Origin of the sequence: Thalassospira sp. GO-4, from assembly GCF_023588965.1 — a bacterium.
Classification (GTDB): Bacteria; Pseudomonadota; Alphaproteobacteria; order Rhodospirillales; family Thalassospiraceae; genus Thalassospira; species Thalassospira povalilytica.
This window is the reverse complement of the sequence record NZ_CP097807.1, coordinates 3014001-3035660: the sequence shown is the minus strand read 5'-3', so window position 1 is coordinate 3035660 and position 21660 is coordinate 3014001. Positions and strand designations below refer to the sequence as shown.

The window sequence follows — 21660 nt, the reverse complement described above, 5'->3', positions numbered from 1 at the left end:
CAGGGCCCTGGTCGGTATTCTGGTGGCAATGATCAAACCATCGCCATTCAATCATGTTCAGTAAGTCGCGCGGTTACGGCGCAGCTGATCAATGATTTCGGCTTTGTTCGGGTCGGCGTGAAAGGCATCGGCGACAATCATCACACCTTTGGTGCCGTCCTTGGCCTCGATCATGAAAATCGTCGCATCATCGCCGGGATCAGTACCGTGGTCGGTGCTGCTGGAATGTACCAGGCGCAGCTCATCCGCATTATACAAGTGACCCGTACCGTCACTGCGCACGCCACCGTCTTCACACATGAAGTGATGGGTGAAACCATGTTCTTTTGCATTTGCCTGAAGATCTGCGAGGGTCATTGGAATCTCCGTGATCGAAATTTTCCTGATATCGACAGAACGTCATACCCCACAGGAATGTTCCGGACCGGAATCACCGACCCTTTTTTCAGGCCCTTTTTTCAGGATTGATTGCGGCGCAAATGATCGACCAGATCTGCCTTGTCCGGATCGGTGTGGAAGCTGTCAGGCACAATCAGCATGCCGCGCAGGCCGTCCTTGGCCTCGATCATGTAAAGGGTGGCATCATCGCCCGGGTCGGTACCGTTATCGACACTTCGGAAATCGACAATGGTCAGATCATCGGCATGGTATCTGACTTCCTGGCCGTCGCAGATTACATGATTGTCACGGGCACTGAAAATGTGGGTAAAGCCGCGTTCGCGGGCCATATCCTGCAATTCGATCAAGTTCATGATATTGCTCCGATCAAGTGCTGACTGGAATAGAAATAGTCTAGCAGAGATCGTTGGCAATGTGATTGCGCAAGCTCAATTCAGCACATGAATTCCCGGGCCGGGGATCAATCCAGGGTCATTTTCATGCCTTCGTGGCTGGCGACAAAGCCAAGCCGTTCGTAGAAACGATGGGCATCCTTGCGGGTCTTGTCCGTGGTGAATTGCACAAGATGCGCGCCAAGTGATTTCGAAATCGAAATCGATTGTTCGATCAGCTTTTCACCGATCTTCTGTCCGCGCACCTTGCTTGATACCCGAACACCCTCGATCTGGGCACGCAACTGGCCGCGGCGCGACAGCCCGGCAATCAGGGTCAATTGCAAACAGCCGACAACATCATCGCCAGACATCGCCAAAAGATACTTGTTCGGAAGTGCCTCTGTTGACTGGGATTCCATGGCATCAAAGGCGGCGTAATAGGCATCGGGCAACGGATCGGTGAATTCTTCGCGGGTTTTGCCTTTTTCATCATCGGCCAAAAGGGCGACAATGGCGGGCAGATCCGCACGATTGGCATAGCGGAAAGTAATGTCTGATTGGGCGGTCATGGCATTCCCCGATGGTGACTGGCGATGTGATCCTGGCGGGACTTAAAGACCGAGCGTCCAGGTTTGTCCAATCAAATCATGGCCAAAGCTGTGATGGGGTTCTTCGGCAACCATGACAAATCCGGCCTTCTCATAGATCTTGCGCGCCGCATGCAGATTGCCATTGGTCCAAAGCGTGATCTGGGCGTAACCGGCCCGTCTGGCAAAGGAAATGCAGTGATCAACCAGATGTTTGCCGATGCCAAGACCACGTGCGTCGGGTTCGACAAACAGGACACGCAATTTGGCGACCGTATCGCTTTCGCCAACCAGCATGACGGCGCCAACCGGCCTGCCGTCATGTTCGGCAATCCAGCATCCTTCCTTGCGCGGGTCATGATGGGCCAGGAATTTGGCGGCGATTTCTGCTACCAGCCCTTCAAACGTGCTGTCCCATTGATATTCGGCGGTATAAAGCGCCCCGTGACGTTGCACGATCCAGCCAAGATCACCCGGGCGGTGGTCACGAATCAGAACCGGCTTGTTATGGTCCGCGGCCTTGAAGTCATCATCGGATCCCAAAAGAGACTGGATGGTTTTCATCGCAGCGATCAGCTGGTCACGCTGGCTGTCTGAAAGCGGCGTCATCAGTGATGCGATGTCATTGCGCGAGGCCGCCTGAAGCCCGGCATAGGTTTCCTGACCCTGCTTGGTCAATTCCGCGACCCGCACCCGACGATCCTTGCTGTCGGTCGAAAGCGTGATCACACCGGCCTTTTTAAAGCGTGTCAGTATCCGGCTGAGATAGGCCGGATCAAGCGCCAGTGTGGTGGCAAGCTTGCCCACCACCTGCGCACCACCGGCATGAAGTTCAAACAGCACCCTGGCCTCGGTCAGGGAAAAGGCGCTTTTATGCAGCCCTTTGCTTAGCAGTCCGATCTGTCGGGTATAGAACCGGTTGAATGCCCGTATCTCGTCAATCTGTCTGACATCCATATCCCGTGCTCCTGCCATCTGTGCTGATATTTGACTTTGTCCAATAAATAATAGACTGAGTCAAATATATTGATATGGAAACGGCGTGCGATGTTGCCATCGCACGCCGAAACTGGCAGCTGGATCAGTGACGGGATCACGATCAGGGGGAGACCCGGGGGACCAGAAAGCCGTCGGGTCAGGCCAAGCCGCCATTTGCGCGGATGGTTTGACCATCCACCCAGCCAGAGTCGGTCCCGGCCAGGAAGGACACCACACCGGCGATATCTTCGGGCTGACCCAAACGTTCAAGCGGCGGCATTTTGGCAAACTGGGCGATCTGTTCGTCGGTTTTGCCATTCAGGAACAGTTCGGTTGCAACCGGACCCGGTGCAACCGCATTGACGGTGATGTGACGGCCGCGCAGTTCCTTGGCATAAACCGCTGTCATGGCTTCGACCGCGGCCTTGGTGGCGTTATAGACCGCGTAACCCGGCAATTTCAGATGCAGGGCGGTGGTCGAAAAATTGATCACCCGACCATGATCGCGCAGATGCTTTGCCCCTTCGCGCAGCATGTTGAAGGTGCCGCGCACATTGATATCCATCATCGCGTCATAGGTGGCGTCATCCATTTCGGCAATCGGCTGGGTCGTCATGACACCGGCATTGTTGACGATGACATCCACCCCGCCAAATTCGGAAATGGTTTTGTCAAACAAGGCGGTGACCGCATCGGGCCGCGAAATATCGGCCCGGATCGCGATTGCCTTATGCCCGTCGGCCTTAAGGCTTTCGGCCAGTTCTTCGGCCGGTTGGGCCGAACTTGCATAATTGATGACAACGGCAAAACCGTCCTTAGCAAGCCGTTTGGCAAGGGCAACGCCGATCCCGCGCGACGCGCCGGTGATGATTGCGGTTCTGTTTTCAGTGGCAGACATCGAAAGTCTCCTTGGTTAACTGTGATGTCCGCACTATGCCTTGGATGACTTTTCGGATAATTGCGCTATATTCGAATTGACTGTTCGAAAATTATTAACAATTAGGGGTATGGATGGACCGGTTCGAAGACATGCGCAATTTTGTCCGCGTGGTGGAACGCAAAAGCTTTACCAAGGCAGCCGGTGATCTTTTGATTCCGCGCGCAACCATGTCCAATTCCATCCAGCGTCTTGAAGACCGGCTGGGCACCCGGTTGCTTGAACGTACCACGCGAACGGTCAAACCGACCCGCGATGGCGAAGCCTATTATCAGCGCTGTGTGCGGATTCTGGCCGATCTTGAAGATGCCGATACCAGCTTTACCAATCCCGATCCCAAGGGGCTTTTACGGGTCAATCTTCAGGGGACGCTGGCGCGTACCTTTGTCATTCCGGCCATTTCGGGCTTTCGGGAACGCTATCGGGGGATTGATCTGGTGATTGCCGATGGTGATCGGTATGTCGATCTGATCCACGAAGGATATGACTGCGTTTTGCGCAGTGGCGATCTGGCCAGTTCATCCATGATCGCGCGGCGACTGGCGCTTTTGCATGAAGTAACGATCGCAAGCCCCGATTATCTGGCGCGTTTCGGGACACCGCGTACCATCGATGATTTGCAAAGCCAGGGTCATGAAATGGTCAGTTTCCTGTCGGGTGCGGATGACAAACCGATCCCGCTTGATTTCGTGGTGGACGGCAAAGTGCGTGAAATCACCCTGCCCGCAAGCATTTCGGTCACCGGGGCGGACAGTTATGCGGCCTGTGCCAGTGCCGGGCTTGGCCTGATTCAGGTGCCGCGCTATCGGGTGGCGGATGATTTGCGGGCGGGTCGGCTGGTGGAAGTTTTGCCCGATTTCCCACCCGATCCGATGCCGGTTTCAGTACTTTATCCGCAAAACCGCCAGCTTTCGACACGTGTACGGGTTTTTGTCGACTGGCTGGCGGATTTGTTCGCCAAAACCGATCTTTGAAAGCGGCAATCAGGACGACGTGCCGGAAGACCCATAAATATTTTTGATCCGGTTTCGTAATGAAACCATATGGGCCTGCCAGTAATGGGTCATCATTGGTTTGAACCGGTTGTCATTGAGCCCGTTGCGGCCCGGATGCCCGGCCGAAAGGCGTTCAAGCCCAAGATGTTCAAGGGTAATGCGGCATTGCTGGCCAGCCGGGGCAAAACCGATATCGACAATCGTCACCGGCTCGTTTCTGTCGGCCATCGGCCAGCGCCATTCGAACCGTAACCGTCTGCCTGGCTCGAAACTGATGACTTTGCCTGCTTCAACCACGAAATCCGGGCGGCGCTTGTCCGCTTCCTGAAGGAAAATCGTCTCGTTCTTTTCGGCAAACTGCATGATGCCCGGCCGATTGCCAATCAGCCGGTTGCGTGGTCCCTGTTTCCACCAGTGATCAATATCTTTGGTAAAAACGTCAAAGGCCGTTTGGGGATCGCAGTCAACGCGAAGGGCGACAAAGGTCTTGGCCGACATTGAAATTCCTGTCTGAACGGGGGCCTTGCGGGCGGAAACCCTTCTTTTCAGAATTTGCGCCCGCCGACAAGAAAAACCGCCGATTGCGATGCGGTCAAAGGGGGTGAAGTGCCCGAAATGCTGCGATCATGCCGCGCAAAGGCGTGCGAGATACAGATCCCGTATAGCTGTTTGATGGGCTGCGCGTTCCTGCGCGGGGGCTTAGTAACCGGTTTCCCGGTTGACCAGGCCGCGCGGGGTTTCACCACGATTGATCCGATCGATATTTTCCGCGATTTGTTCGACAGATTCCTCAATCCGGGTTTCTGCGGCAATATGCGGGGTGATGCGGATTTTCGGATGGTCCCAGAACGGGTGGCTTTCGGGAAGCGGTTCGGTCACCGCCACATCAAGAAACGCCCCGCGCAGATGCCCGGTATCAAGTGCACGCAGCAGGTCGGCCTCATTGATCATGGCCCCGCGTGCGGCATTGATGATCGCAGCCCCCTTGGGCAAAAAGGACAGCGTCGTGCTGTTCAGGACATTTTCCGTTTCAGACGTGCGCGGCAGCAGACAAATCAGAATGTCGGACTGACCCAGAAATTCGCCCAGCGTTTCCTTGTCGGCAAAGGTGGTAATGCCGTCAATCGCCTTCATCGAGCGGCTCCAGCCCGATACGCCAAATCCAAGAGAGGAAAGCGCGGTGGCAACTGCTGCGCCCAGTGCGCCAAGACCCATCACCCCGATCCGGCATTTGGAAATGCGGGCAACCGGGTGCTGGGTCCAGTCGGCCTTGGCCTGCTGGTCGCTGTAAATGTCGAAATCACGCATGAAATGCAGGGCGGCATAAAGGTGATATTGCACCATCTGATCCGCCATACCGGCATCTTCAAGACGAATGACCGGCAGATCGGCCGGAAGACTTGGCGAAGACACCACATGGTCAACCCCGGCACCGAGCGAGAAAATGGCCTTGAGATTGGAAAGCGTCTTGATCAGTCCCTGTGGCTGTTTCCAGAACAGGGCATAGTCAATCGTTTCAGGATCGTAATTTTCGTCGCCGGTGACGATCTTGGCACCGGGAAGCCGCGCGACCATTGCCTCTTTCCAAGCGGCGTCTTCGCCGGCGGCGGAAATAAGGATATTGGGGGCATTATTGGCGGCTGACATGGTGTTCTCCTGATTTTCCGGTGCCCGATAGCTGGGGGACAAACGGGTCTGGTGGCGGGATACGCAAAGGTTTCTGTATGTAAAACGCGCCAGATCGCAAAGCGTTCCTTTGCAAAGTCTGACGCGTCTATTGATGGCAGCTATTGCCATCTCCGGTCAATCAATTGGCGTGTGAGTGACCGGGCATTTATTCGGGCATTTGCCGGTCGTCACCGGGTGCATTTCCGGTATCAGGGCATCTGACCCGTCTGTGTGCCGAACCCGGATGAACTGATTGGCAGGTGTTTGATCACCCGTTTCGGGATCGACCGGTCCGGTTTAGTGGGCGAAAATCATCGCCGGATCACGGAATGTCTTGAATTCAAGACCATTGCCAGCCGGATCTTCGACAAAGAACGTGCCCTGTTCACCCGGTTCGCCCTTAAAGCGGATTTTCGGTTCGAGAAGGAACGGCACATTGGCGGCTTTCAGGCGATCGGCAAGGTCATGCCAGATGTCCCATTCCAGAACCGCACCGAAATGCGGGATCGGAACCGCATCACCATCGACAGTGCCAGCACCCTTGTTCTGACCGGCTTCGGGGCGGACATGGGCAGACAGCTGATGACCAAAGAAATCAAAATCAATCCATGCCTCGGTCGAACGTCCTTCGGCACAGCCAAGAATGTCGATGTAAAAGGCACGGGTATCGGCAATCGATTTGATCGGGAAGGCCAGATGGAACGGGGGCAGCGACATGGGAATCTCCTAGATAATCTAATGCTTGGTTGTTAGAAACAGTTTAAATCAGCATAATATTGCGGTCAAAATCAGAAGTTCTGTCCTTATCATAAGGAAATCTATTGATATGGCGCTGCGCCCGACCACCCCGCCGCTTAATGCGCTTCGCGCGTTTGAGGCCGCCGCCCGTCTGGGCAGTTTTGCCCGTGCCGCAAACGAACTTTCGGTCACACCGGGCGCGATCAGCCAACAGGTCGCCAATCTGGAAGCCAGCCTTGGCATGGTGCTGTTTGATCGCAATGGCCCGAAACTGGCTTTGCGCGAAGCCGGACGGGCCTATTTACCCAGTTTGCGCCGTGCCCTGGACGAGATCGAGGCCGCCACCCTTGATCTGGTCACACACGGAGTTGGTGAACGCCGTCTGGTGATCGGGGCATTGCATACGCTGGCCAGCTCCTGGCTGATTCCAAGATTGAAACGATTTCAAAACGAACACCCTGATATCCGCCCGGTGATCGAGACATTGGCGCTTAATTTCGCAACCCCGGAACGCAGTCCCGATCTTGCAACACGCCAGATGGATGTCGGGCTTTATTTTGGCGACGGGACCTGGCAAGACGCGCGTGCCGATAAACTTTTTGATGAAATTCAGGTGGTTGTCGCCAAACCCGGAACCATCGCATCCGATCCCTCAGATGATCTGACGGCCCTGATTTCGGGGCAGACCCGCCTGATCCACACCACCCGGCCCAAGGCCTGGCATGATTGGGGACAGGCACATGGGGTGACCATATCGGGGGCCCCCGGACCGGGGTTCGAACATTTCTTCATGCTGATCGAGGCCGCAAAGGCCGGGATGGGTATTGCCCTTTTACCGCGTGTTCTGATCGAAGGGCCGCTTGCCGACGGGACGCTTGAGGTCGTCTGTGATGCAACCTTGCAAAATCCCGGCGCCTATTACCTGATCACACCGCACAACCGGATCGACGCCCCCGAAGTCGGTGCATTTCGCGACTGGCTGCTGCGCGAAGTCGCGGACAACAATGCGGCCTGATCTGGCGAAAATTCCCGGTTTCTGGGGATTTTTGACGGCTTACGCGCCTTGCCTGCGACGATAGATGCTGTGAAGCAGATGGTCTTTCTTGGGGCCGGTGATTTTTATTTTTGTTTCGAAATGATCATCATCCTGCCAGATCATGCAGTGATGATAAAAATCGTCGCCGCATGGATGAATGTCACGCGCACACAATCCATCCGTCGCATCCTCGCCAAAGTGCAGCATCACATAGCGATTGCCAAAACTTAAGGGATCCCGAAACAGAAGCTCGATCGCGGCCGGGTCTTCGTGCAACACAAAGTCGTATTCGCGATAACCGTCAAAGCGTTTGCCGTCGGTGCGCGTCAGAAAGCCTTCTTCGCGATAGCGCAGGACGTTTGGTTTATCGGGATCGGCGGCGTGAAATGTCACCTCGCCCGTAAACTGTCCGGCATCGCCCAGATCGCGCACCAGTGACCAGTTCCCGGCCAGGGCAGCAAAGATATCGGATGCATTGGGCGTGGCTGTATTCATCGGCATTTGGATTAATCTTGATCGGGATAAAAAAGGCAGGGTCGCGATACGGTCACCCTGCCTTTTATGTTGCGTGTCAGTATATTGCGTATCAGAGGGGCTTATGCCTTTGGCAACATCAGGCCAAGCTTGGTGCCGCCAATGATATGGACATGGAGATGCGGCACGTCCTGGCGACCATGGTCGCGGGTATTGGCGATCAGGCGATAGCCGTCTTCAAGCACACCGGCTTCCTTGGCGATTTTGCCGATCGCGCGGGTATAGGCAACGATTTCAGCATCCGACGCATTCAGGGCAAAGTCGTCATAGGATGTATAGGCGCCCTTGGGGATGACCAGAATATGGGTCGGGGCCTGTGGGGCGATATCGTTGAAGGCCAGCACATGGTCGTCTTCATAGACCTTGGTGCACGGGATTTCGCCGCGCAGGATTTTGGCAAAGATGTTTTCCGGATCGTAAGGCTGAACGGCCATCTTGGGGCTCCTGATCGATATAATCTGACGATGGCTGCCATATTGGACAGGCTTGGCGTCAGGTGCAATTTCGATTTTCGAATTTCTGCCGGTTTTGCATCTTTGTCATTCCGGGCCGAGATCGACAATCGAGCCCAGACCATAATGCCCGTCCGAACCTTCGCGGGTACAGGCCATGTTCGGGCGTGGCGGGGCGGAATGCGGGGATCAGGGCAATATGTTTTACGGCAAGGACAAAGGATTAATCAGCCTTGCGCGATGCCTTTTCTGCAATGCCTGAAATGCCCTGACGCTCGGCCAGAATTTGCCAGACATCTTCAGGTTTTACCCCCTGGTCGGCCCAAAGAACCGTCAGGTGATAAAGAAGATCGGCACTTTCCGATGCGACCTTATCGGGGGTTTCAGCCAGTGCTGCAATCACGGTTTCAACGCCTTCTTCGCCGACTTTCTGGGCGATTTTGGCTGTGCCCTTGGCAAACAGCTTGGCGGTATAGCTGGTGTCCGGATCGGCCCCCTTGCGGGCGGCGACGGTTGCGAAAAGTGCATCCAGAATGTGTTGGCTTTGTTGATCTGCCATGTAATTACTCCTCACGCACCGGAATGCCAGCGGCTTTCATGTGGTCTTTGACCTCGCGGATGCGATAGGTGCCGAAATGGAAGATCGACGCGGCCAGAACGGCTGATGCGTGACCCTCGGTCACGCCTTCGACCATATGGTCCAGCGTGCCCACCCCGCCTGATGCAATCACCGGAACATGGACGGAATCGGCGATCGTGCGGGTCAGCGGGATGTTAAAGCCCGACTTGGTGCCATCGCGATCCATCGAGGTGACAAGAAGTTCACCCGCACCATATTCGGTCATTTGTTTTGCAAACGAAACGGCATCGATTCCGGTCGGTTCGCGGCCACCATGGGTAAAGATTTCAAACTTGTCCGGGCCGGTCGATTTGGCGTCGATTGAAACCACGATGCATTGCGATCCGAACTTGCGCGCGGCTTCGCGCACGAAATCGGGGTTTTTGACCGCAGCAGTATTGATCGAAACCTTGTCGGCACCAGCCAGCAACAGCTTGCGGATATCTTCAAGCGATCGCACACCGCCGCCAACCGTAACCGGCATAAAGCAGGCCTCGGCCGTGCGGGCAACCACGTCAAAGATGGTGTCGCGGTTATCAGATGATGCGGTGATGTCCAAAAAGCACAGTTCGTCCGCGCCCTCGGCATCGTAAATCCGCGCCTGTTCGACCGGATCACCGGCATCAATCAGGTCAACGAAATTGACCCCTTTGACAACACGTCCGTCCTTGACGTCAAGACAGGGAATGACACGGGTTTTTAACATGGTCGGTTTCCTGTTTTGCTCGATTACGCAAGGGCTGCGATGGCTTCGGCCAGGTCAATACGCCCGTCATAAAGCGCACGGCCCGAAATCGCACCGTCAATGCCGGCACTTGTATGCTTTTTCACCGCAATCAGATCATCAAGCGACGATACCCCGCCCGACACGATCACCGGGGTCGAGATTTCAGATGCCAGTGCGACGGTGGACTCAATGTTCGGTCCACCCATCGCGCCATCGCGGTCGATATCGGTAAAGATGATGGCGGCAACCCCGCAATCCTCGAACTTTTTGGCCAGTTCAAGGGCGGTAACTTCCGACGTTTCTGCCCAGCCTTCAACCGCGACATAGCCGTCACGGGCATCAATGCCAACCGCAACCCGACCCGGCCATTTCGCACAGGCTTCCTTGACAAAATCCGGATTGCGAAGGGCAACGGTGCCAAGGATCACACGCGTGATGCCCTTGTTCAGCCAGTAATCAACGGTTTCCATGGTGCGGATGCCGCCACCAAGCTGGGTCTGGGCTTTGCCATCAACGGCTGCCAGGATCGAATCAACCGCCGCACCGTTAACCGGTTCGCCGGCAAAGGCCCCGTTCAGATCAACAATATGGACCCAGTGACAGCCCGCCTGAACAAATTCACCGGCCTGTGCGCCGGGGTCATTGTTGAATACCGTTGCCTTGTCCATGTCGCCGCGCAAAAGGCGCACACATGCGCCGTCTTTAAGGTCGATTGCGGGATAAAGATTCACTGATCAGAGTCCTGTAATTTCTTGGTGTAATAGTAACCTTCGACCATTTTGTCGTCGATCATCGCATAATAGGGATTGATGCCCCAACGGACATAGCCAAGCCCGTTATAAAGCGCGATGGCGGCCTTCTGGGTTTCGCGAAGGTCCAGTTTCAAAACGTTATAGCCCGCCTGACGGGCGAAATATTCAATCGAACGCACGATCGCCTTGCCATTGCCGCGCCCGCGCGCCCAGGGGGCCACGAAATGACCGGTGATCTGGGCGGAATGGCGCTGCGCTTCAAGGTTGGCCGGTGTTTCAATCAGCTGTGCCGCACCGGAAATCACGCCATCAACGCGCGATACAAACAAATGCCGCCCGGGCATAAGCAACACGCCACGCCAGTATTTTTCCATATCCGGGCGATCGGGCGGGGTCAGCCAGCCAAATCCACCACCCTCGACAATCGCCTGGGTGCAGGCATCGACGATGTCGGAAAGCTCGCCTGCTGACAGTTCGGTCACGCATTCGGCAACAACGCCGGGCTGAATGGTATCGGATGGTGCGATCATGGCTTCCATCCCAGGAAGTTACCAATGATGGTAAGCCCCGTTTTCTGGCTTTTTTCCGGGTGGAACTGGGTGCCGATCATGTTGTCACGCCCGATCATCGCCGTCAGTTCCCCGCCATAGGAGACCGATGCCAGTCGCTGATCCGGATTGGCTACATGCATGTGATAGCTGTGCACGAAATAGGCGTGATCCCCGTCCGAAATACCGCGAAGGACCGGATGGGATTTGCCAGCGGGATCCAGCACCAGCTCGTTCCAGCCCATATGCGGGATTTTCAGGGTCGGGTCGCTGGGTTCGATCGCAACCACCTCGCCCGCGATCCAGTCAAGGCCGGGGGTATCGGCAAATTCACGGCCAACCGATGACATCAGCTGCATGCCGACACAGATGCCAAAGAACGGCTTGCCGCCTTTGATCACCTGTTCGTTCAGAACATCGACCATGCCGGTCACGGCATCAAGTCCGGCCCGGCAATCGGCATAGGCACCAACACCCGGAAGCACGATATGGCTGGCGTTGCGGACCTTTTCCGGGTCATCGGTGACAATGATCGCATCGGAAAAGCCGGTTTCGCGGGCGGCACGCTCGAACGCCTTGGCAGCAGAGCGCAGATTGCCTGAACCGTAATCAATAATCGCAACACTCATGGGTAGGATGGGCTCCCGGTTGAGGGGGTTGATATGGTGGTTTGCTGCATCTGTGGGACGCGCAGTTTCGATATGGTCAAACGCTCAAAACAGCGATGTTCGGCATCGCTTTGGGTTTTACCAGCAACGATATCGGTCATTTTCCAGCCCTGTGCCGCCAGTTTGCGCCGACGCAGATCATTGGCAATCAGGCCAAAGCCGATCCCAGTAACAAGCGCCAGGGCGAAATCCATTTCCGGCCCGCCATCAAAGAACATGACCGCAAGACTGCACAGAATGGAAACAACGACCAGACCAAAGAATCCCAGCCAGAGGCGATGATACAACGCCCAAAGACCCGACAGCAGAAAGGCCCAGAAATTGAACCCTTCGCGGATCAGGATGGCGTTTTCCATCGGTTCGGCATCGCCGGGATGGATATGTACTGTGTAAACCTTCATCGAAAACCGATTTTCTGGTCCCGGTGTTCTCGCAACAGCACCGGTAAATTTTCGATCAGATCAAGCTGACCCGCTTAAAGCGAACCGCCAAGGGTCCCCTTGGTCGACGGAATGGCATCGGATTTGCGCGGATCGATTTCGATCGCATCGCGCAAGGACCGTGCAAGCGCCTTAAAGGCACTTTCGATGATATGGTGATTGTTCTCGCCATACAGGTTCTCGACATGCAGCGTGATGCCGGCCGCCTGGGCAAAGCCCTGGAACCATTCGCGGAACAATTCGGTATCCATATCGCCCAGCTTGTCGCGGGTAAAATTGACATTCCAGATCAGATAGGGACGGCTTGAAATATCAAGGGCGACACGGGTCAATGCTTCGTCCATCGGCAGCAGGCAGCTGCCATAACGCGTAATGCCCTTTTTATCGTCAAGCGCCTGTGCAAAGGCCTGGCCAATCGCGATGCCGCTATCTTCTGTCGTGTGATGGAAATCAATATGCAGGTCGCCCTTGGCTCGGACCTTAAGGTCCATCAGGCTGTGACGCGAAAGCTGTTCGAGCATGTGATCAAGGAAACCGACCCCGGTCTCGACATCATAGATGCCGGTTCCGTCAAGGTTCAGTTCAACCATGATCTGGGTTTCGTTTGTGTTACGCTCAACGCGGGCCTTGCGCATGCAAAGCTCCTTTCCTGCAGATATTGATGCATATGATGGACCGTATGTAGCAACAAACCCGTGGAAAAGCCAGTTTTAGGTGGCTACGTAATGGCCGCAAAATATGCGCCTAGTCCGGAACGGAGCTATCAATGAGCCGATAACTGGTGCTGCGGCCACCAGACGAGTTTTTTTGCAGGATGCCTGCATCAAGCAATGACTGGATATCACGCAGTGCGGTGTCATTTGAGCATTTGGCGATTTTTGCATATTTCGACGTGTTCATGTGCCCTTTGAACCCTTCGAGCATACGGTTAAGCACAAGGGTCTGTCGGGCATTCAGCCCGGCCTTGTTGGCGATATCCCATATGCGTGCTTTTTTCAGGACGGACTCAAGTGTTTCATCTGCCGCTTCAATCGCACGGCCAAGGCATGTGACGAACCAGCTGATCCATTCGGTTATATCGGGCGTGGCGCGTTGTTGACCTTCAAGTTGAGCGTAATAATCGCGCCGTTCTGCTTCGATCCGGGTCGACATGCTGTAAAAACGGGTAGAATTGTTATCGGCACGGGCCAGCGCCAGATCGGCAATCGCGCGTGCGATGCGCCCATTGCCATCATCAAAAGGATGAATTGTGACAAACCAGAAATGGGCAATAGCAGCGCGGATGACCGGGTCTATTGTTGACGGGCCTTCAAACCAGTCGATGAAAGCCGATATTTCGTCGTCAATCCGGGTGGCGCCCGGTGCTTCGAAATGAACAGTTTCACGACCGAAAGGGCCTGAAACAACCTGCATAGGGCCACCTTGATCATCTCGCCATATCCCGGTTCTGATTTTATGCATGCCACTTCGCCCGGTGGGGAACAGGGCAGCATGCCAGGCAAGAAGACGGTCTTTTGTCAGCGTTTCATGATAATTCTGAGTGGCGTCGAGCATCATTTCCACCACCCCGTCGACATGGCGATTGGTTGGAACCATTCCCGCCATATCCATGCCTAAACGTCGCGCAACCGAAGACCGAACTTCATCCCTGTCGAGCTGTTCGCCTTCGATGGCGGATGATTTGATGATGTCGTTTGTCAGGGTGTTCAGGCTTGCTTCGCGTTGTAAATCAAAGCCCAGAGCTGTCATTTTACCAATGAGTTTGCCTTGCCGAAAACGACAGTCAGCCAAGGCGACGATAAGGGCATTATCGTCCCAGAAGAAATTCGGCCAATCTGTGTGTTCATGAATCCAGGGCATAATCACCGCTCCGTTTGCGGTGATTATGCCGGGAATTTGCGGTGAATAGCAAGTTTATTTACCGCAAAATATGCGGTGAATATGGGGGTATTCACCGCATCCCCTAGACAAAGTCGAATTTATCGACATCAAACAGACCGCGATCGGTCATTTTAAGATGCGGAATGACCGGAAGTGCCAGGAAGGCGACCTGAAGAAACGGTTCGGGCAAAACGCATCCCAGATCCTTGGCGGCTGCGCGGAGTTTGATCAGGTCTTTTTCAACAATCTCGAACGGCTCAAGGCTCATCAATCCGGCGACCGGCAATGGCAGTTCGGCGGTCACCTTGCCGCCATCGGCAACGGCAAAGCCGCCGCCCATCTCGATCAGGCGATTGACGGCCGCGGCCATGTCGCCATCATTGGCCCCGACCACGGTGATATTGTGGCTGTCATGCCCGACGGATGATGCAATCGCCCCACGTTTCAGGCCAAAGCCACGCACGAAGCTGCGTCCGATATTGCCATTGATCCCGTGGCGTTCCACGACCGCGACCTTGATCACGTCATTGGCAAGATCGGGTTTCAGGCCATTGTCGCCAATCTCAAGGGTGGCTTCATCGCGGAAAGTCAGGATAAGCCCCGGCTTGACCTTGATCACCGGCGTCTGATTTTGACCCGGTTTCGGATCACAGGCGAATGCCTCGGCCGATACGGGTTTGGCCTTCATCGAGCTTAGTCCGACAGGCGCGATGGTTTTGCGCCCGGCAAACAGATCCTCACTGACCACGCGGCCACCGGCGATGACAGCGCTAACATCGCAGGTTTCAAGATCATCCAGAATGGCGATATCGGCCCGCCAGCCCGGCCCGATCAATCCGCGATCACGCAGGTCGAAAATACGGGCTGCGGAATGCGATGCCGCGCGATAGGCATGATGGATCGGACAATTGCGTGCCTTGAGATGCCCGATCAGGCGGCGCACGAGGCTATCAAGATGGCCTTCCTCGCCGATATCAAGCGGGTTGCGGTCATCGGTACAAAGGGCCACAAAGCTTGAACTGTTTTCATCGAGAATTTCGGCCAGGGCTTCGAGATCCTTGGAAACAGACCCTTCGCGGATCAGGATCGCCATGCCCTTGGCAAGTTTTTCGCGGGCTTCTTCGGCCGATGTGGCTTCGTGGTCGGTGCGGATGCCCGCCGCCATATAGCCATTCAGGTCCATGCCGCGCACCAGCGGCGCATGACCATCAATATGGCCATCCTGAAACGCTTCAAGTTTGGCCATGATGCCCGGATCAAGATTGAGCACACCGGGATAGTTCATCATTTCGGCAAGGCCGACGACCTTTTCATGATCGCGGAACGGCAACAGGTCTTCGATTTCAAGCCGCGCGCCGGCGGTCTCGAACGCGGTGGCCGGCACGCAGGATGACAGATTGACCCGTACATCCATGATTGTCTGTTCGGCGCAATCAAGGAAATATTTGATGCCCTCGGCCCCCAGCACATTGGCGATTTCATGCGGATCACACAAAACCGTGGTCACGCCATGCGGCAAGACACAGCGATCAAATTCAAGCGGGGTGACCAGCGAGCTTTCAATATGAAGGTGGGTATCGATAAAGCCGGGGACTGCGAATTTGCCAGTGCAATCGATATCGTCCCGGCCTTCATAGTTATCATGGGTGCCGACAATGCGGTCGCCGACAATGGCAATGTCGGTTTGTGTCACCGATCCTGTGATGACGTCCAATAACCCGATATTGCGCAAAACCAGATCGGCCTTGATCTTGCCCTGACCGGCAAGGATGCATTTGCCAAGATGGGTTTGGGAAAGATCGGTGCTGCTCATGATGTTTGGTCCTGTATTCTTGAAATTCTTTTCTGACGATCAAGCCTAAAGCATGTGGGGCCGGTGTGCTTTGAATTTTTATGCATATGGGCGTTGAAACTGTGTTTGCATCACAGCAAAGGTTCGATGCGGTCTGTCTGGTGGCTTCTGCCCTTGACCGGGGCGTCTGCCGTGCTAACTCTTGGGCGAAGCAATCGACGAGATTCAAGGATAATTCATGAGCGAACAACAAAGCTGGCATGGCACGACAATTCTGTCGGTGCGCAAGGGCAATGAAGTCGTGGTGGCGGGTGATGGTCAGGTATCGCTTGGCCCGACCGTGATCAAGGGCAATGCCCGCAAGGTCCGCCGGATCGGCCAGAAAGGCGAGATCATGGTCGGTTTCGCCGGTGCAACGGCGGATGCCTTTACCCTGCTTGAGCGGCTCGAAGCAAAGCTTGACCGCCATCCGGGGCAGACCATGCGTGCCTGTGTTGAACTTGCCAAGGATTGGCGTACTGACCGTTATCTGCGCAAGCTCGAAGCCATGATGGCGGTTGCCGACAAGGATGTGTCGCTGGTGCTGACCGGTCAGGGTGATGTTCTTGAACCCGAAGACGGCATCATTGCCATCGGATCGGGCGGGAACTATGCGCTGGCCGCGGCGCGTGCCCTGATTGACCAGGACCTCAGCGCCGAGGAAATCGCCCGCAAGGCCATGGCAATTGCCGGCGAGATTTGTGTCTATACCAACGGCAATGTCCTTTTGGAAAAGATTGAAATCGAGGATGCGAAATAAGCAGGGCGCCAATCCGGGCCCTGTCGCTGCATCTGTCGCAATAAGATACGGAATAAATCATGACCCAACATTTCAGCCCGCGCGAAATTGTTTCTGAACTCGATCGTCATATCATCGGGCAGAAAGACGCCAAGCGCGCGGTCGCCATTGCGTTGCGCAACCGGTGGCGCCGTCAGCAGCTTGACGACACCATGCGCAATGAAGTTCTGCCCAAAAATATCCTGATGATCGGCCCGACCGGTGTCGGTAAAACCGAAATTGCGCGCCGTCTGGCAAAGCTTGCCGATGCGCCGTTCATCAAGATTGAGGCAACCAAATTTACCGAAGTCGGCTATGTCGGGCGTGATGTCGAACAGATCGTGCGTGATCTTGTCGAAGTTTCGATTGATCTGACGCGCGAAAGCATGCGCAAAAAAGTCCGCGCCAAGGCCGAAATGCAGGCCGAAGAACGCATTCTTGACGGGCTTGTCGGTGAAAATGCGTCTTCTGACACCCGTCAGAAATTCCGCAAGATGCTGCGCGAAGGCGAACTTCAGCAAAAAGAAATCGAAATCAACGTTCAGGAAAGCAGCTCGGCCTCGATGCCGACCATCGATATCCCGGGCATGCCCGGTGCACAGATGGGGATGCTGAACCTGAATGACATGTTCGGCAAGGCATTTGGCGGCAATACCAAGCCAAAACGCATGACCGTCGAAGAAGCGTTCGAGCGCCTGATCGATGAAGAAGGCGACAAGCTTCTGGATATGGACAAGGTCACCGCCGAGGCGATCGAGAATGTCGAACAGAACGGTATTGTGTTCCTCGACGAGATCGACAAGATCACCGCACGGTCCGAGCGCGGTGGCGATGTATCGCGCGAAGGTGTTCAGCGTGATCTGTTGCCGCTGATTGAAGGAACCAGCGTTTCGACCAAGCATGGCACGGTCAAGACCGACCATATCCTGTTTATCTGTTCGGGCGCGTTCCATCTGGCCAAGCCATCGGATCTGCTGCCGGAATTGCAGGGCCGCTTGCCGATCCGGGTTGAATTGAAAGCCCTGACCGAAGGGGACTTCCGCCGTATCCTGATGGAACCGGAAGCCTCCCTGATCAAGCAGTATATCGCGCTGATGAAGACCGAGGATGTCACTCTGGACTTTACCGATGATGCGATTGATGAAATCGCCCGCATTTCGGCCAATGTGAACGAAACGGTCGAAAATATCGGGGCGCGTCGTCTGCATACGGTTCTTGAAAAGCTGCTTGATGATATCAGCTTTACCGCGACCGATCGTGGTGGCGAAACGTTCAAGGTCGACGCCAATTATGTCCGCGAACAGGTCGAAGATCTGTCAAAGGATGCCGATCTTTCGAAGTTTATTCTGTAAGCGAAACGTTCTAGCGAATCAGATTCAGATCAGAGACGCAAAAGGCCAGCACGATGTTGCTGGCCTTTTTGTTTGTCTAATGTAGAAAAAAGATCATACTTTCATGCGATTCAACCAACGGTGGTGTCTTGCATGTATCTTATGTACGTGGATGAAAGTGGTGATACTGGAATAGGTGCTTCTCAAACGTCGCACTTCATATTGTCAGGAATTGTCGTCCATGAGTCTCATTGGCGAGAATGGATCGGGCACCTAAAATCTTTGAGAAGTAATCTTCGTGATTTTTACGGTCTACCGGTTCGCAATGAGATACATGCTTCTGAGTACCTACGGAAACCGTTAGTAGGGATCCAAAAGCATCAGCGCTTAGCAATTTTGCGCAATGTCTTAGATGAGATTGCTCAGCGAGACTATTTGTCGGTGACAAATGTTGTAGTGGATAAGACGAATAAGCTCGCTAGCTATGATGTTTTCGAAAACGCTTGGAAAGTGCTTTTCCAGAGGTTTGAAAACACCTTGCAGTTTGGTAACTTTCCCGGGAAGCACCGTAATGATCACGGCTTAATTTTTACAGATGCTACGTCCGGCGAAAAACTGACGAGCTTGATGCGGAAAATGGCAGTGTATAATCATGTGCCATTTGGAGGTGGGAAAGGTAGTCGAAACCTCAAGGTAACTAAAATTATTGAAGATCCGCATGAAAAGGACTCCGCGCATTCTCTACCGATACAAATGTGCGATGTATGCGCTTACTTTTTGCAGCAATACTACTCGCCGAACGGTTATGTACGCAAAAAGAGAGCTCGTACTTACTTTGAGCGGCTAAAGCCAGTCTTGAACCTCAAGGCGAGCAACCAACATGTTTTGGGGATTGTAGAAATATAAAGGGCGGAGGTGTTACCCTCCGCCGGAAAGATCCTACTACACGACTATGGCCGCATTCAGATCTTGAATATAAGATATCAAAAAATACGATAAGAATCAACGATTTGTTTTTGACTCTTTATCAATGACTTACGAAGAAGTCACTGATTATGCCGAATGCAATTTTCGCACATTATCGCCGGTTTTGGCCGGCAGATAGACGGTAAAGACCGAACCGACGCCCTGTTCGCTTTCGATCTGCATGGTGCCGCGGTGGCGCTGGACAAGGTGTTTGACGATGGCAAGACCAAGACCGGTACCGCCAACTGCGCGCGATCGTGCGGTATCAACCCGATAGAACCGTTCGGTCAGACGCGGCAGATGTTCGCGCGCAATGCCGTCGGAATGATCACGGATGGCAACGGCCATGATCCGGTCATGGCGGAACCGCGCCAGCGCGCCGGGCGGGTTTTTGACCAGGCTGATCGAAACTTCGACATCGGTATTGGCATGGCCATATTTGATGGCGTTTTCGACCAGATTGACAAAGACCTGGGTCAGTTCCTTTTCCTCGCCGACCATTTCGGTGTTGTCGAGTGCGCTGGTCACACGGATGTTCATGCCCTTTGCCTGCGCCTTCATGGTCAGACTTTCGGCAACCTTGCCGATGATCTTGCCAACGTCGCATTCTTCGGATGGCGGGGTATGTTCATTCAGTTCGATCCGCGCCAGCGACAGCAAATCTTCGATCAGATGCTGCATGCGCTGGGCCTGATCGCGCATGACTGGCAGGAACTGGTTCAGCGCATCGGGGTCATCCTTGGCCGGGCCTTCAAGCGTTTCGATAAAGCCCAGCAACACCGACAGCGGGGTGCGCAGTTCATGACCGGCATCGGTGGCGAAATCGGCCCGCATCTGTTCCAGTTTGCGCAGCTCGGTCAGGTCCGAGAAACTCAGCACAAAGTTCCGGTCCCCGGTTGCGGCGGGCAGTCGTGCGGTGAGCACGTCGTAATGACGGTGCGCGTCGCTGGCCAGAACAAATTCGGCATGCTTCATGGTTTCGCGGGCATTGGCGACGTCATCAAATGCGTCCAGAAGGATCGGGTCACGGATAAACCGTGTCAGATCGCGCCCGGTTTCAAGATTGTGAAACAGCCCCTTGGCCGCCTGGTTGAAGCCGGTCACAACCCGGTGCCGGTTGACCATCACCACCGGGTTTGGCAGGTGATCAAGGATTTCGGCATCGGTGCTGGTTTGTGCTTCAAGAAGGGCGATACGATCGCGAAAGGCCGCAGCAATCTGGGTATAAAGCGATGAAAGTTCAGCCGCGGCACCAAACGAAATATGTTGCGGCGGGGTACCCTTGAACCGGTCGCGCAAATCCGTGGCATAGCGCGCCACCCGGCGCAGATCGCCGAAATAGATGCGCAGCATTGCGGTGATGCCAAGCCAGGACAGCGTGGCAGACAGGATCGCCGTGCCCCAGCCAAGCAGCTCCATCGCCGCAAGGACGACAAAGACAATGCCCGCCGGAAAGGCGATGGCCAAAGCTGTAAGTATCAATTGGCGGAAGCCCAATTAACGCTCCTGTTTACGGGGGTTACGGTGATCCGGTGCACGCGTTTGTAAAAGTGGACCTAAAATGGTTATGGGCCAGTAAAGATCAAATAAAAGTTTGATGACAGTTTTCAAGTTGCTCAGCCGATTGAAAAAATCCGTCGAAGCATGGCCCGGCCGTGCCTTATCAGAAAATCACAACCCTGAAATATAAAAAAGGCCCCCGACTGTCGGAGGCCTTCTGGAAGATCGAGGACGGGTTTTGCGAAATCAGATGATTTCAGCCCCCTGGTCAAAGGCAAGCCGCGGGCTGCGCGGTGGCAATTTGTCGCGATCGCCATAACCGATATTGATCAGAAGGTTGGTCTTAAGCGGTGTTCCGGCAAAAAATTCGCCATCCAGTCCCGCCGCATCAAATCCCGACATCGGACCGCAATCAAGCCCAAGACCACGCAAGGCAAGAATGAAATAACCGGCCTGAAGCGAACTGTTGCGAAAAGCGGTAGCTTTGATCGCGTCATCCTTGCCGGCAAACCATGACCGTGCATCGGTATGGGGAAACAGATCAGGAAGCTTTTCGTAAAATTCCATGTCCTGGGCCACGATCGCGGTCACCGGGGCGTTCATTGTCTTGTCGACATTGCCTTCGGAAAGGAACGGTTTGAGGCGCTTTTTGGCGGCATCGGATTTGACAAAGGTAATGCGCATCGGTTCGCAATTGGCGCTGGTCGGGCCCAGCACCGTCAGATCCCATGCCTGTTTGAGCAAACCGGTATCGACATCACGGTCCTGCCAGTTATTGAAGGTGCGCGCATTGTGGAACAGAAGACCAAAAGCATCAGAATCAAGCATGGGGCCTCATCAGTTTGGGTTATACGTCTGTTTCAAAGGTAACCCTGATGAACCAATTCGCAACCATCTATATGAAATATGGAAAAACAATTG

26 protein-coding genes are annotated in these 21660 nt (G+C 54.7%); 5 read left to right on the top strand and 21 right to left on the bottom strand.

Translation table 11 applies throughout. The features are described from left to right. Positions 1-57 precede the first annotated feature (57 nt). From M9H61_RS14035 to M9H61_RS14015, 5 genes are all read right to left on the bottom strand, one after another. The gene (locus tag M9H61_RS14035) at positions 58-357 is read right to left on the bottom strand and encodes a phosphoribosylpyrophosphate synthetase (protein WP_101246713.1); all 300 of its coding nucleotides are present in this window, start codon (positions 355-357) and stop codon (positions 58-60) included. A 101-nt stretch (positions 358-458) separates the two neighbouring features. Then, a complete protein-coding gene (locus M9H61_RS14030; RefSeq protein WP_101246714.1) occupies positions 459-752 on the bottom strand; it encodes a phosphoribosylpyrophosphate synthetase in 294 nt (97 codons plus the stop codon). A gap of 107 nt (positions 753-859) precedes the next feature. Next, on the bottom strand, positions 860-1342 hold the full coding sequence (locus M9H61_RS14025; RefSeq protein ID WP_228194899.1) for a GNAT family N-acetyltransferase: 483 nt from the start codon (positions 1340-1342) through the stop codon (positions 860-862). 42 nt (positions 1343-1384) lie between these two features. Further along, positions 1385-2317 carry a helix-turn-helix domain-containing GNAT family N-acetyltransferase gene (locus M9H61_RS14020; protein ID WP_250281104.1) on the bottom strand — a complete coding sequence of 311 codons (933 nt, stop codon included), beginning with the start codon at positions 2315-2317 and terminating at the stop codon, positions 1385-1387. A 178-nt stretch (positions 2318-2495) separates the two neighbouring features. Then, positions 2496-3236 carry an SDR family oxidoreductase gene (locus M9H61_RS14015; protein WP_250281102.1) on the bottom strand — a complete coding sequence of 247 codons (741 nt, stop codon included), beginning with the start codon at positions 3234-3236 and terminating at the stop codon, positions 2496-2498. 113 nt (positions 3237-3349) lie between these two features. Between M9H61_RS14015 and M9H61_RS14010 the strand changes: the two genes are divergently transcribed. Continuing rightward, positions 3350-4249, top strand: a complete 900-nt coding sequence (locus M9H61_RS14010; RefSeq protein ID WP_206926449.1) for a LysR family transcriptional regulator — start codon at positions 3350-3352, stop codon at positions 4247-4249. Between the two features lie 9 nt (positions 4250-4258). On the opposite strand, the gene M9H61_RS14005 is transcribed toward M9H61_RS14010, so the two are convergent. The 3 genes from M9H61_RS14005 to M9H61_RS13995 form a co-directional block, all read right to left on the bottom strand. After that, positions 4259-4768: an SRPBCC domain-containing protein gene (locus tag M9H61_RS14005; RefSeq protein ID WP_250281100.1), complete on the bottom strand. Its 510-nt coding sequence runs from the start codon at positions 4766-4768 to the stop codon at positions 4259-4261. A 201-nt stretch (positions 4769-4969) separates the two neighbouring features. Then, on the bottom strand, positions 4970-5917 hold the full coding sequence (locus M9H61_RS14000; RefSeq protein ID WP_250281098.1) for a glyoxylate/hydroxypyruvate reductase A: 948 nt from the start codon (positions 5915-5917) through the stop codon (positions 4970-4972). A gap of 318 nt (positions 5918-6235) precedes the next feature. Then, complete coding sequence (locus tag M9H61_RS13995) at positions 6236-6655, bottom strand: VOC family protein (RefSeq protein WP_101246720.1); 420 nt, start codon at positions 6653-6655, stop codon at positions 6236-6238. Between the two features lie 109 nt (positions 6656-6764). Here M9H61_RS13995 and M9H61_RS13990 point away from each other — a divergent pair, with 109 nt between their 5' ends. Further along, positions 6765-7691, top strand: coding sequence for a LysR substrate-binding domain-containing protein (locus M9H61_RS13990; RefSeq protein WP_250281096.1), 927 nt, complete (start codon positions 6765-6767; stop codon positions 7689-7691). Positions 7692-7730: 39 nt separating this feature from the next. On the opposite strand, the gene M9H61_RS13985 is transcribed toward M9H61_RS13990, so the two are convergent. The 11 genes from M9H61_RS13985 to ade form a co-directional block, all read right to left on the bottom strand. Further along, positions 7731-8213 carry a DUF6314 family protein gene (locus M9H61_RS13985; protein ID WP_250281095.1) on the bottom strand — a complete coding sequence of 161 codons (483 nt, stop codon included), beginning with the start codon at positions 8211-8213 and terminating at the stop codon, positions 7731-7733. 95 nt (positions 8214-8308) lie between these two features. Continuing rightward, positions 8309-8680 carry a histidine triad nucleotide-binding protein gene (locus tag M9H61_RS13980; RefSeq protein ID WP_101246722.1) on the bottom strand — a complete coding sequence of 124 codons (372 nt, stop codon included), beginning with the start codon at positions 8678-8680 and terminating at the stop codon, positions 8309-8311. A 241-nt stretch (positions 8681-8921) separates the two neighbouring features. Beyond that, positions 8922-9257: a phosphoribosyl-ATP diphosphatase gene (locus M9H61_RS13975; protein ID WP_250281092.1), complete on the bottom strand. Its 336-nt coding sequence runs from the start codon at positions 9255-9257 to the stop codon at positions 8922-8924. Positions 9258-9261: 4 nt separating this feature from the next. Further along, positions 9262-10023 (bottom strand): imidazole glycerol phosphate synthase subunit HisF, encoded by a 762-nt coding sequence (hisF, locus tag M9H61_RS13970; protein ID WP_250281091.1) that lies wholly within the window; start codon positions 10021-10023, stop codon positions 9262-9264. 23 nt (positions 10024-10046) lie between these two features. Beyond that, a complete protein-coding gene (gene hisA, locus M9H61_RS13965; RefSeq protein ID WP_114112145.1) occupies positions 10047-10775 on the bottom strand; it encodes a 1-(5-phosphoribosyl)-5-[(5-phosphoribosylamino)methylideneamino]imidazole-4-carboxamide isomerase in 729 nt (242 codons plus the stop codon). After that, positions 10772-11326, bottom strand: a complete 555-nt coding sequence (locus tag M9H61_RS13960; protein WP_250281089.1) for a GNAT family N-acetyltransferase — start codon at positions 11324-11326, stop codon at positions 10772-10774. The genes hisA and M9H61_RS13960 overlap by 4 nt, the downstream gene beginning before the upstream one ends. Next, positions 11323-11973 carry an imidazole glycerol phosphate synthase subunit HisH gene (gene hisH, locus M9H61_RS13955; protein WP_101246727.1) on the bottom strand — a complete coding sequence of 217 codons (651 nt, stop codon included), beginning with the start codon at positions 11971-11973 and terminating at the stop codon, positions 11323-11325. Before hisH ends, M9H61_RS13960 begins: the two co-directional genes overlap by 4 nt. Further along, the gene (locus M9H61_RS13950; RefSeq protein WP_101246728.1) at positions 11970-12413 is read right to left on the bottom strand and encodes a DUF2628 domain-containing protein; all 444 of its coding nucleotides are present in this window, start codon (positions 12411-12413) and stop codon (positions 11970-11972) included. The genes hisH and M9H61_RS13950 overlap by 4 nt, the downstream gene beginning before the upstream one ends. A gap of 74 nt (positions 12414-12487) precedes the next feature. After that, on the bottom strand, positions 12488-13087 hold the full coding sequence (gene hisB, locus M9H61_RS13945; RefSeq protein ID WP_250281087.1) for an imidazoleglycerol-phosphate dehydratase HisB: 600 nt from the start codon (positions 13085-13087) through the stop codon (positions 12488-12490). Between the two features lie 109 nt (positions 13088-13196). Beyond that, positions 13197-14312, bottom strand: coding sequence for a Fic family protein (locus tag M9H61_RS13940; protein WP_371922189.1), 1116 nt, complete (start codon positions 14310-14312; stop codon positions 13197-13199). 103 nt (positions 14313-14415) lie between these two features. Beyond that, a complete protein-coding gene (ade, locus tag M9H61_RS13935) occupies positions 14416-16146 on the bottom strand; it encodes an adenine deaminase (RefSeq protein ID WP_250281085.1) in 1731 nt (576 codons plus the stop codon). 217 nt (positions 16147-16363) lie between these two features. Here ade and hslV point away from each other — a divergent pair, with 217 nt between their 5' ends. The 3 genes from hslV (at position 16364) to M9H61_RS13920 (ending at position 19179) form a co-directional block, all read left to right on the top strand. Further along, on the top strand, positions 16364-16924 hold the full coding sequence (gene hslV, locus M9H61_RS13930) for an ATP-dependent protease subunit HslV (RefSeq protein ID WP_101246732.1): 561 nt from the start codon (positions 16364-16366) through the stop codon (positions 16922-16924). A gap of 59 nt (positions 16925-16983) precedes the next feature. Next, entirely contained in the window at positions 16984-18294 is a 1311-nt protein-coding gene (hslU, locus tag M9H61_RS13925) for an ATP-dependent protease ATPase subunit HslU (protein WP_101246733.1), read from the top strand. A gap of 132 nt (positions 18295-18426) precedes the next feature. Beyond that, positions 18427-19179, top strand: coding sequence for a DUF3800 domain-containing protein (locus M9H61_RS13920; RefSeq protein WP_250281083.1), 753 nt, complete (start codon positions 18427-18429; stop codon positions 19177-19179). A gap of 147 nt (positions 19180-19326) precedes the next feature. On the opposite strand, the gene M9H61_RS13915 is transcribed toward M9H61_RS13920, so the two are convergent. After that, complete coding sequence (locus M9H61_RS13915; RefSeq protein WP_250281081.1) at positions 19327-20736, bottom strand: ATP-binding protein; 1410 nt, start codon at positions 20734-20736, stop codon at positions 19327-19329. A 249-nt stretch (positions 20737-20985) separates the two neighbouring features. After that, entirely contained in the window at positions 20986-21567 is a 582-nt protein-coding gene (locus M9H61_RS13910) for a malonic semialdehyde reductase (protein ID WP_114112152.1), read from the bottom strand. Positions 21568-21660 lie beyond the last annotated feature (93 nt).

Bases quoted from the DNA above. Each gene is read 5' to 3' on its own strand.
- M9H61_RS14015 (WP_250281102.1), bottom strand. From the start codon at position 3,236: ATGTCTGCCACTGAAAACAGAACCGCAATCATCACCGGCGCGTCGCGC.
- M9H61_RS13995 (WP_101246720.1), bottom strand. From the start codon at position 6,655: ATGTCGCTGCCCCCGTTCCATCTGGCCTTCCCGATCAAATCGATTGCC.
- M9H61_RS14005 (WP_250281100.1), bottom strand. From the start codon at position 4,768: ATGTCGGCCAAGACCTTTGTCGCCCTTCGCGTTGACTGCGATCCCCAA.
- M9H61_RS13910 (WP_114112152.1), bottom strand. From the start codon at position 21,567: ATGCTTGATTCTGATGCTTTTGGTCTTCTGTTCCACAATGCGCGCACC.
- M9H61_RS14030 (WP_101246714.1), bottom strand. From the start codon at position 752: ATGAACTTGATCGAATTGCAGGATATGGCCCGCGAACGCGGCTTTACC.
- M9H61_RS14010 (WP_206926449.1), top strand. From the start codon at position 3,350: ATGGACCGGTTCGAAGACATGCGCAATTTTGTCCGCGTGGTGGAACGC.
- M9H61_RS14020 (WP_250281104.1), bottom strand. From the start codon at position 2,317: ATGGATGTCAGACAGATTGACGAGATACGGGCATTCAACCGGTTCTAT.
- M9H61_RS13920 (WP_250281083.1), top strand. From the start codon at position 18,427: ATGTATCTTATGTACGTGGATGAAAGTGGTGATACTGGAATAGGTGCT.
- ade (WP_250281085.1), bottom strand. From the start codon at position 16,146: ATGAGCAGCACCGATCTTTCCCAAACCCATCTTGGCAAATGCATCCTT.
- M9H61_RS13960 (WP_250281089.1), bottom strand. From the start codon at position 11,326: ATGATCGCACCATCCGATACCATTCAGCCCGGCGTTGTTGCCGAATGC.
- M9H61_RS13990 (WP_250281096.1), top strand. From the start codon at position 6,765: ATGGCGCTGCGCCCGACCACCCCGCCGCTTAATGCGCTTCGCGCGTTT.
- M9H61_RS13940 (WP_371922189.1), bottom strand. From the start codon at position 14,312: ATGCCCTGGATTCATGAACACACAGATTGGCCGAATTTCTTCTGGGAC.
- M9H61_RS14000 (WP_250281098.1), bottom strand. From the start codon at position 5,917: ATGTCAGCCGCCAATAATGCCCCCAATATCCTTATTTCCGCCGCCGGC.
- M9H61_RS13950 (WP_101246728.1), bottom strand. From the start codon at position 12,413: ATGAAGGTTTACACAGTACATATCCATCCCGGCGATGCCGAACCGATG.
- hisF (WP_250281091.1), bottom strand. From the start codon at position 10,023: ATGTTAAAAACCCGTGTCATTCCCTGTCTTGACGTCAAGGACGGACGT.
- M9H61_RS13975 (WP_250281092.1), bottom strand. From the start codon at position 9,257: ATGGCAGATCAACAAAGCCAACACATTCTGGATGCACTTTTCGCAACC.
- hisB (WP_250281087.1), bottom strand. From the start codon at position 13,087: ATGCGCAAGGCCCGCGTTGAGCGTAACACAAACGAAACCCAGATCATG.
- M9H61_RS14025 (WP_228194899.1), bottom strand. From the start codon at position 1,342: ATGACCGCCCAATCAGACATTACTTTCCGCTATGCCAATCGTGCGGAT.
- M9H61_RS13980 (WP_101246722.1), bottom strand. From the start codon at position 8,680: ATGGCCGTTCAGCCTTACGATCCGGAAAACATCTTTGCCAAAATCCTG.
- hslU (WP_101246733.1), top strand. From the start codon at position 16,984: ATGACCCAACATTTCAGCCCGCGCGAAATTGTTTCTGAACTCGATCGT.
- M9H61_RS14035 (WP_101246713.1), bottom strand. From the start codon at position 357: ATGACCCTCGCAGATCTTCAGGCAAATGCAAAAGAACATGGTTTCACC.
- hslV (WP_101246732.1), top strand. From the start codon at position 16,364: ATGAGCGAACAACAAAGCTGGCATGGCACGACAATTCTGTCGGTGCGC.
- hisH (WP_101246727.1), bottom strand. From the start codon at position 11,973: ATGAGTGTTGCGATTATTGATTACGGTTCAGGCAATCTGCGCTCTGCT.
- M9H61_RS13985 (WP_250281095.1), bottom strand. From the start codon at position 8,213: ATGCCGATGAATACAGCCACGCCCAATGCATCCGATATCTTTGCTGCC.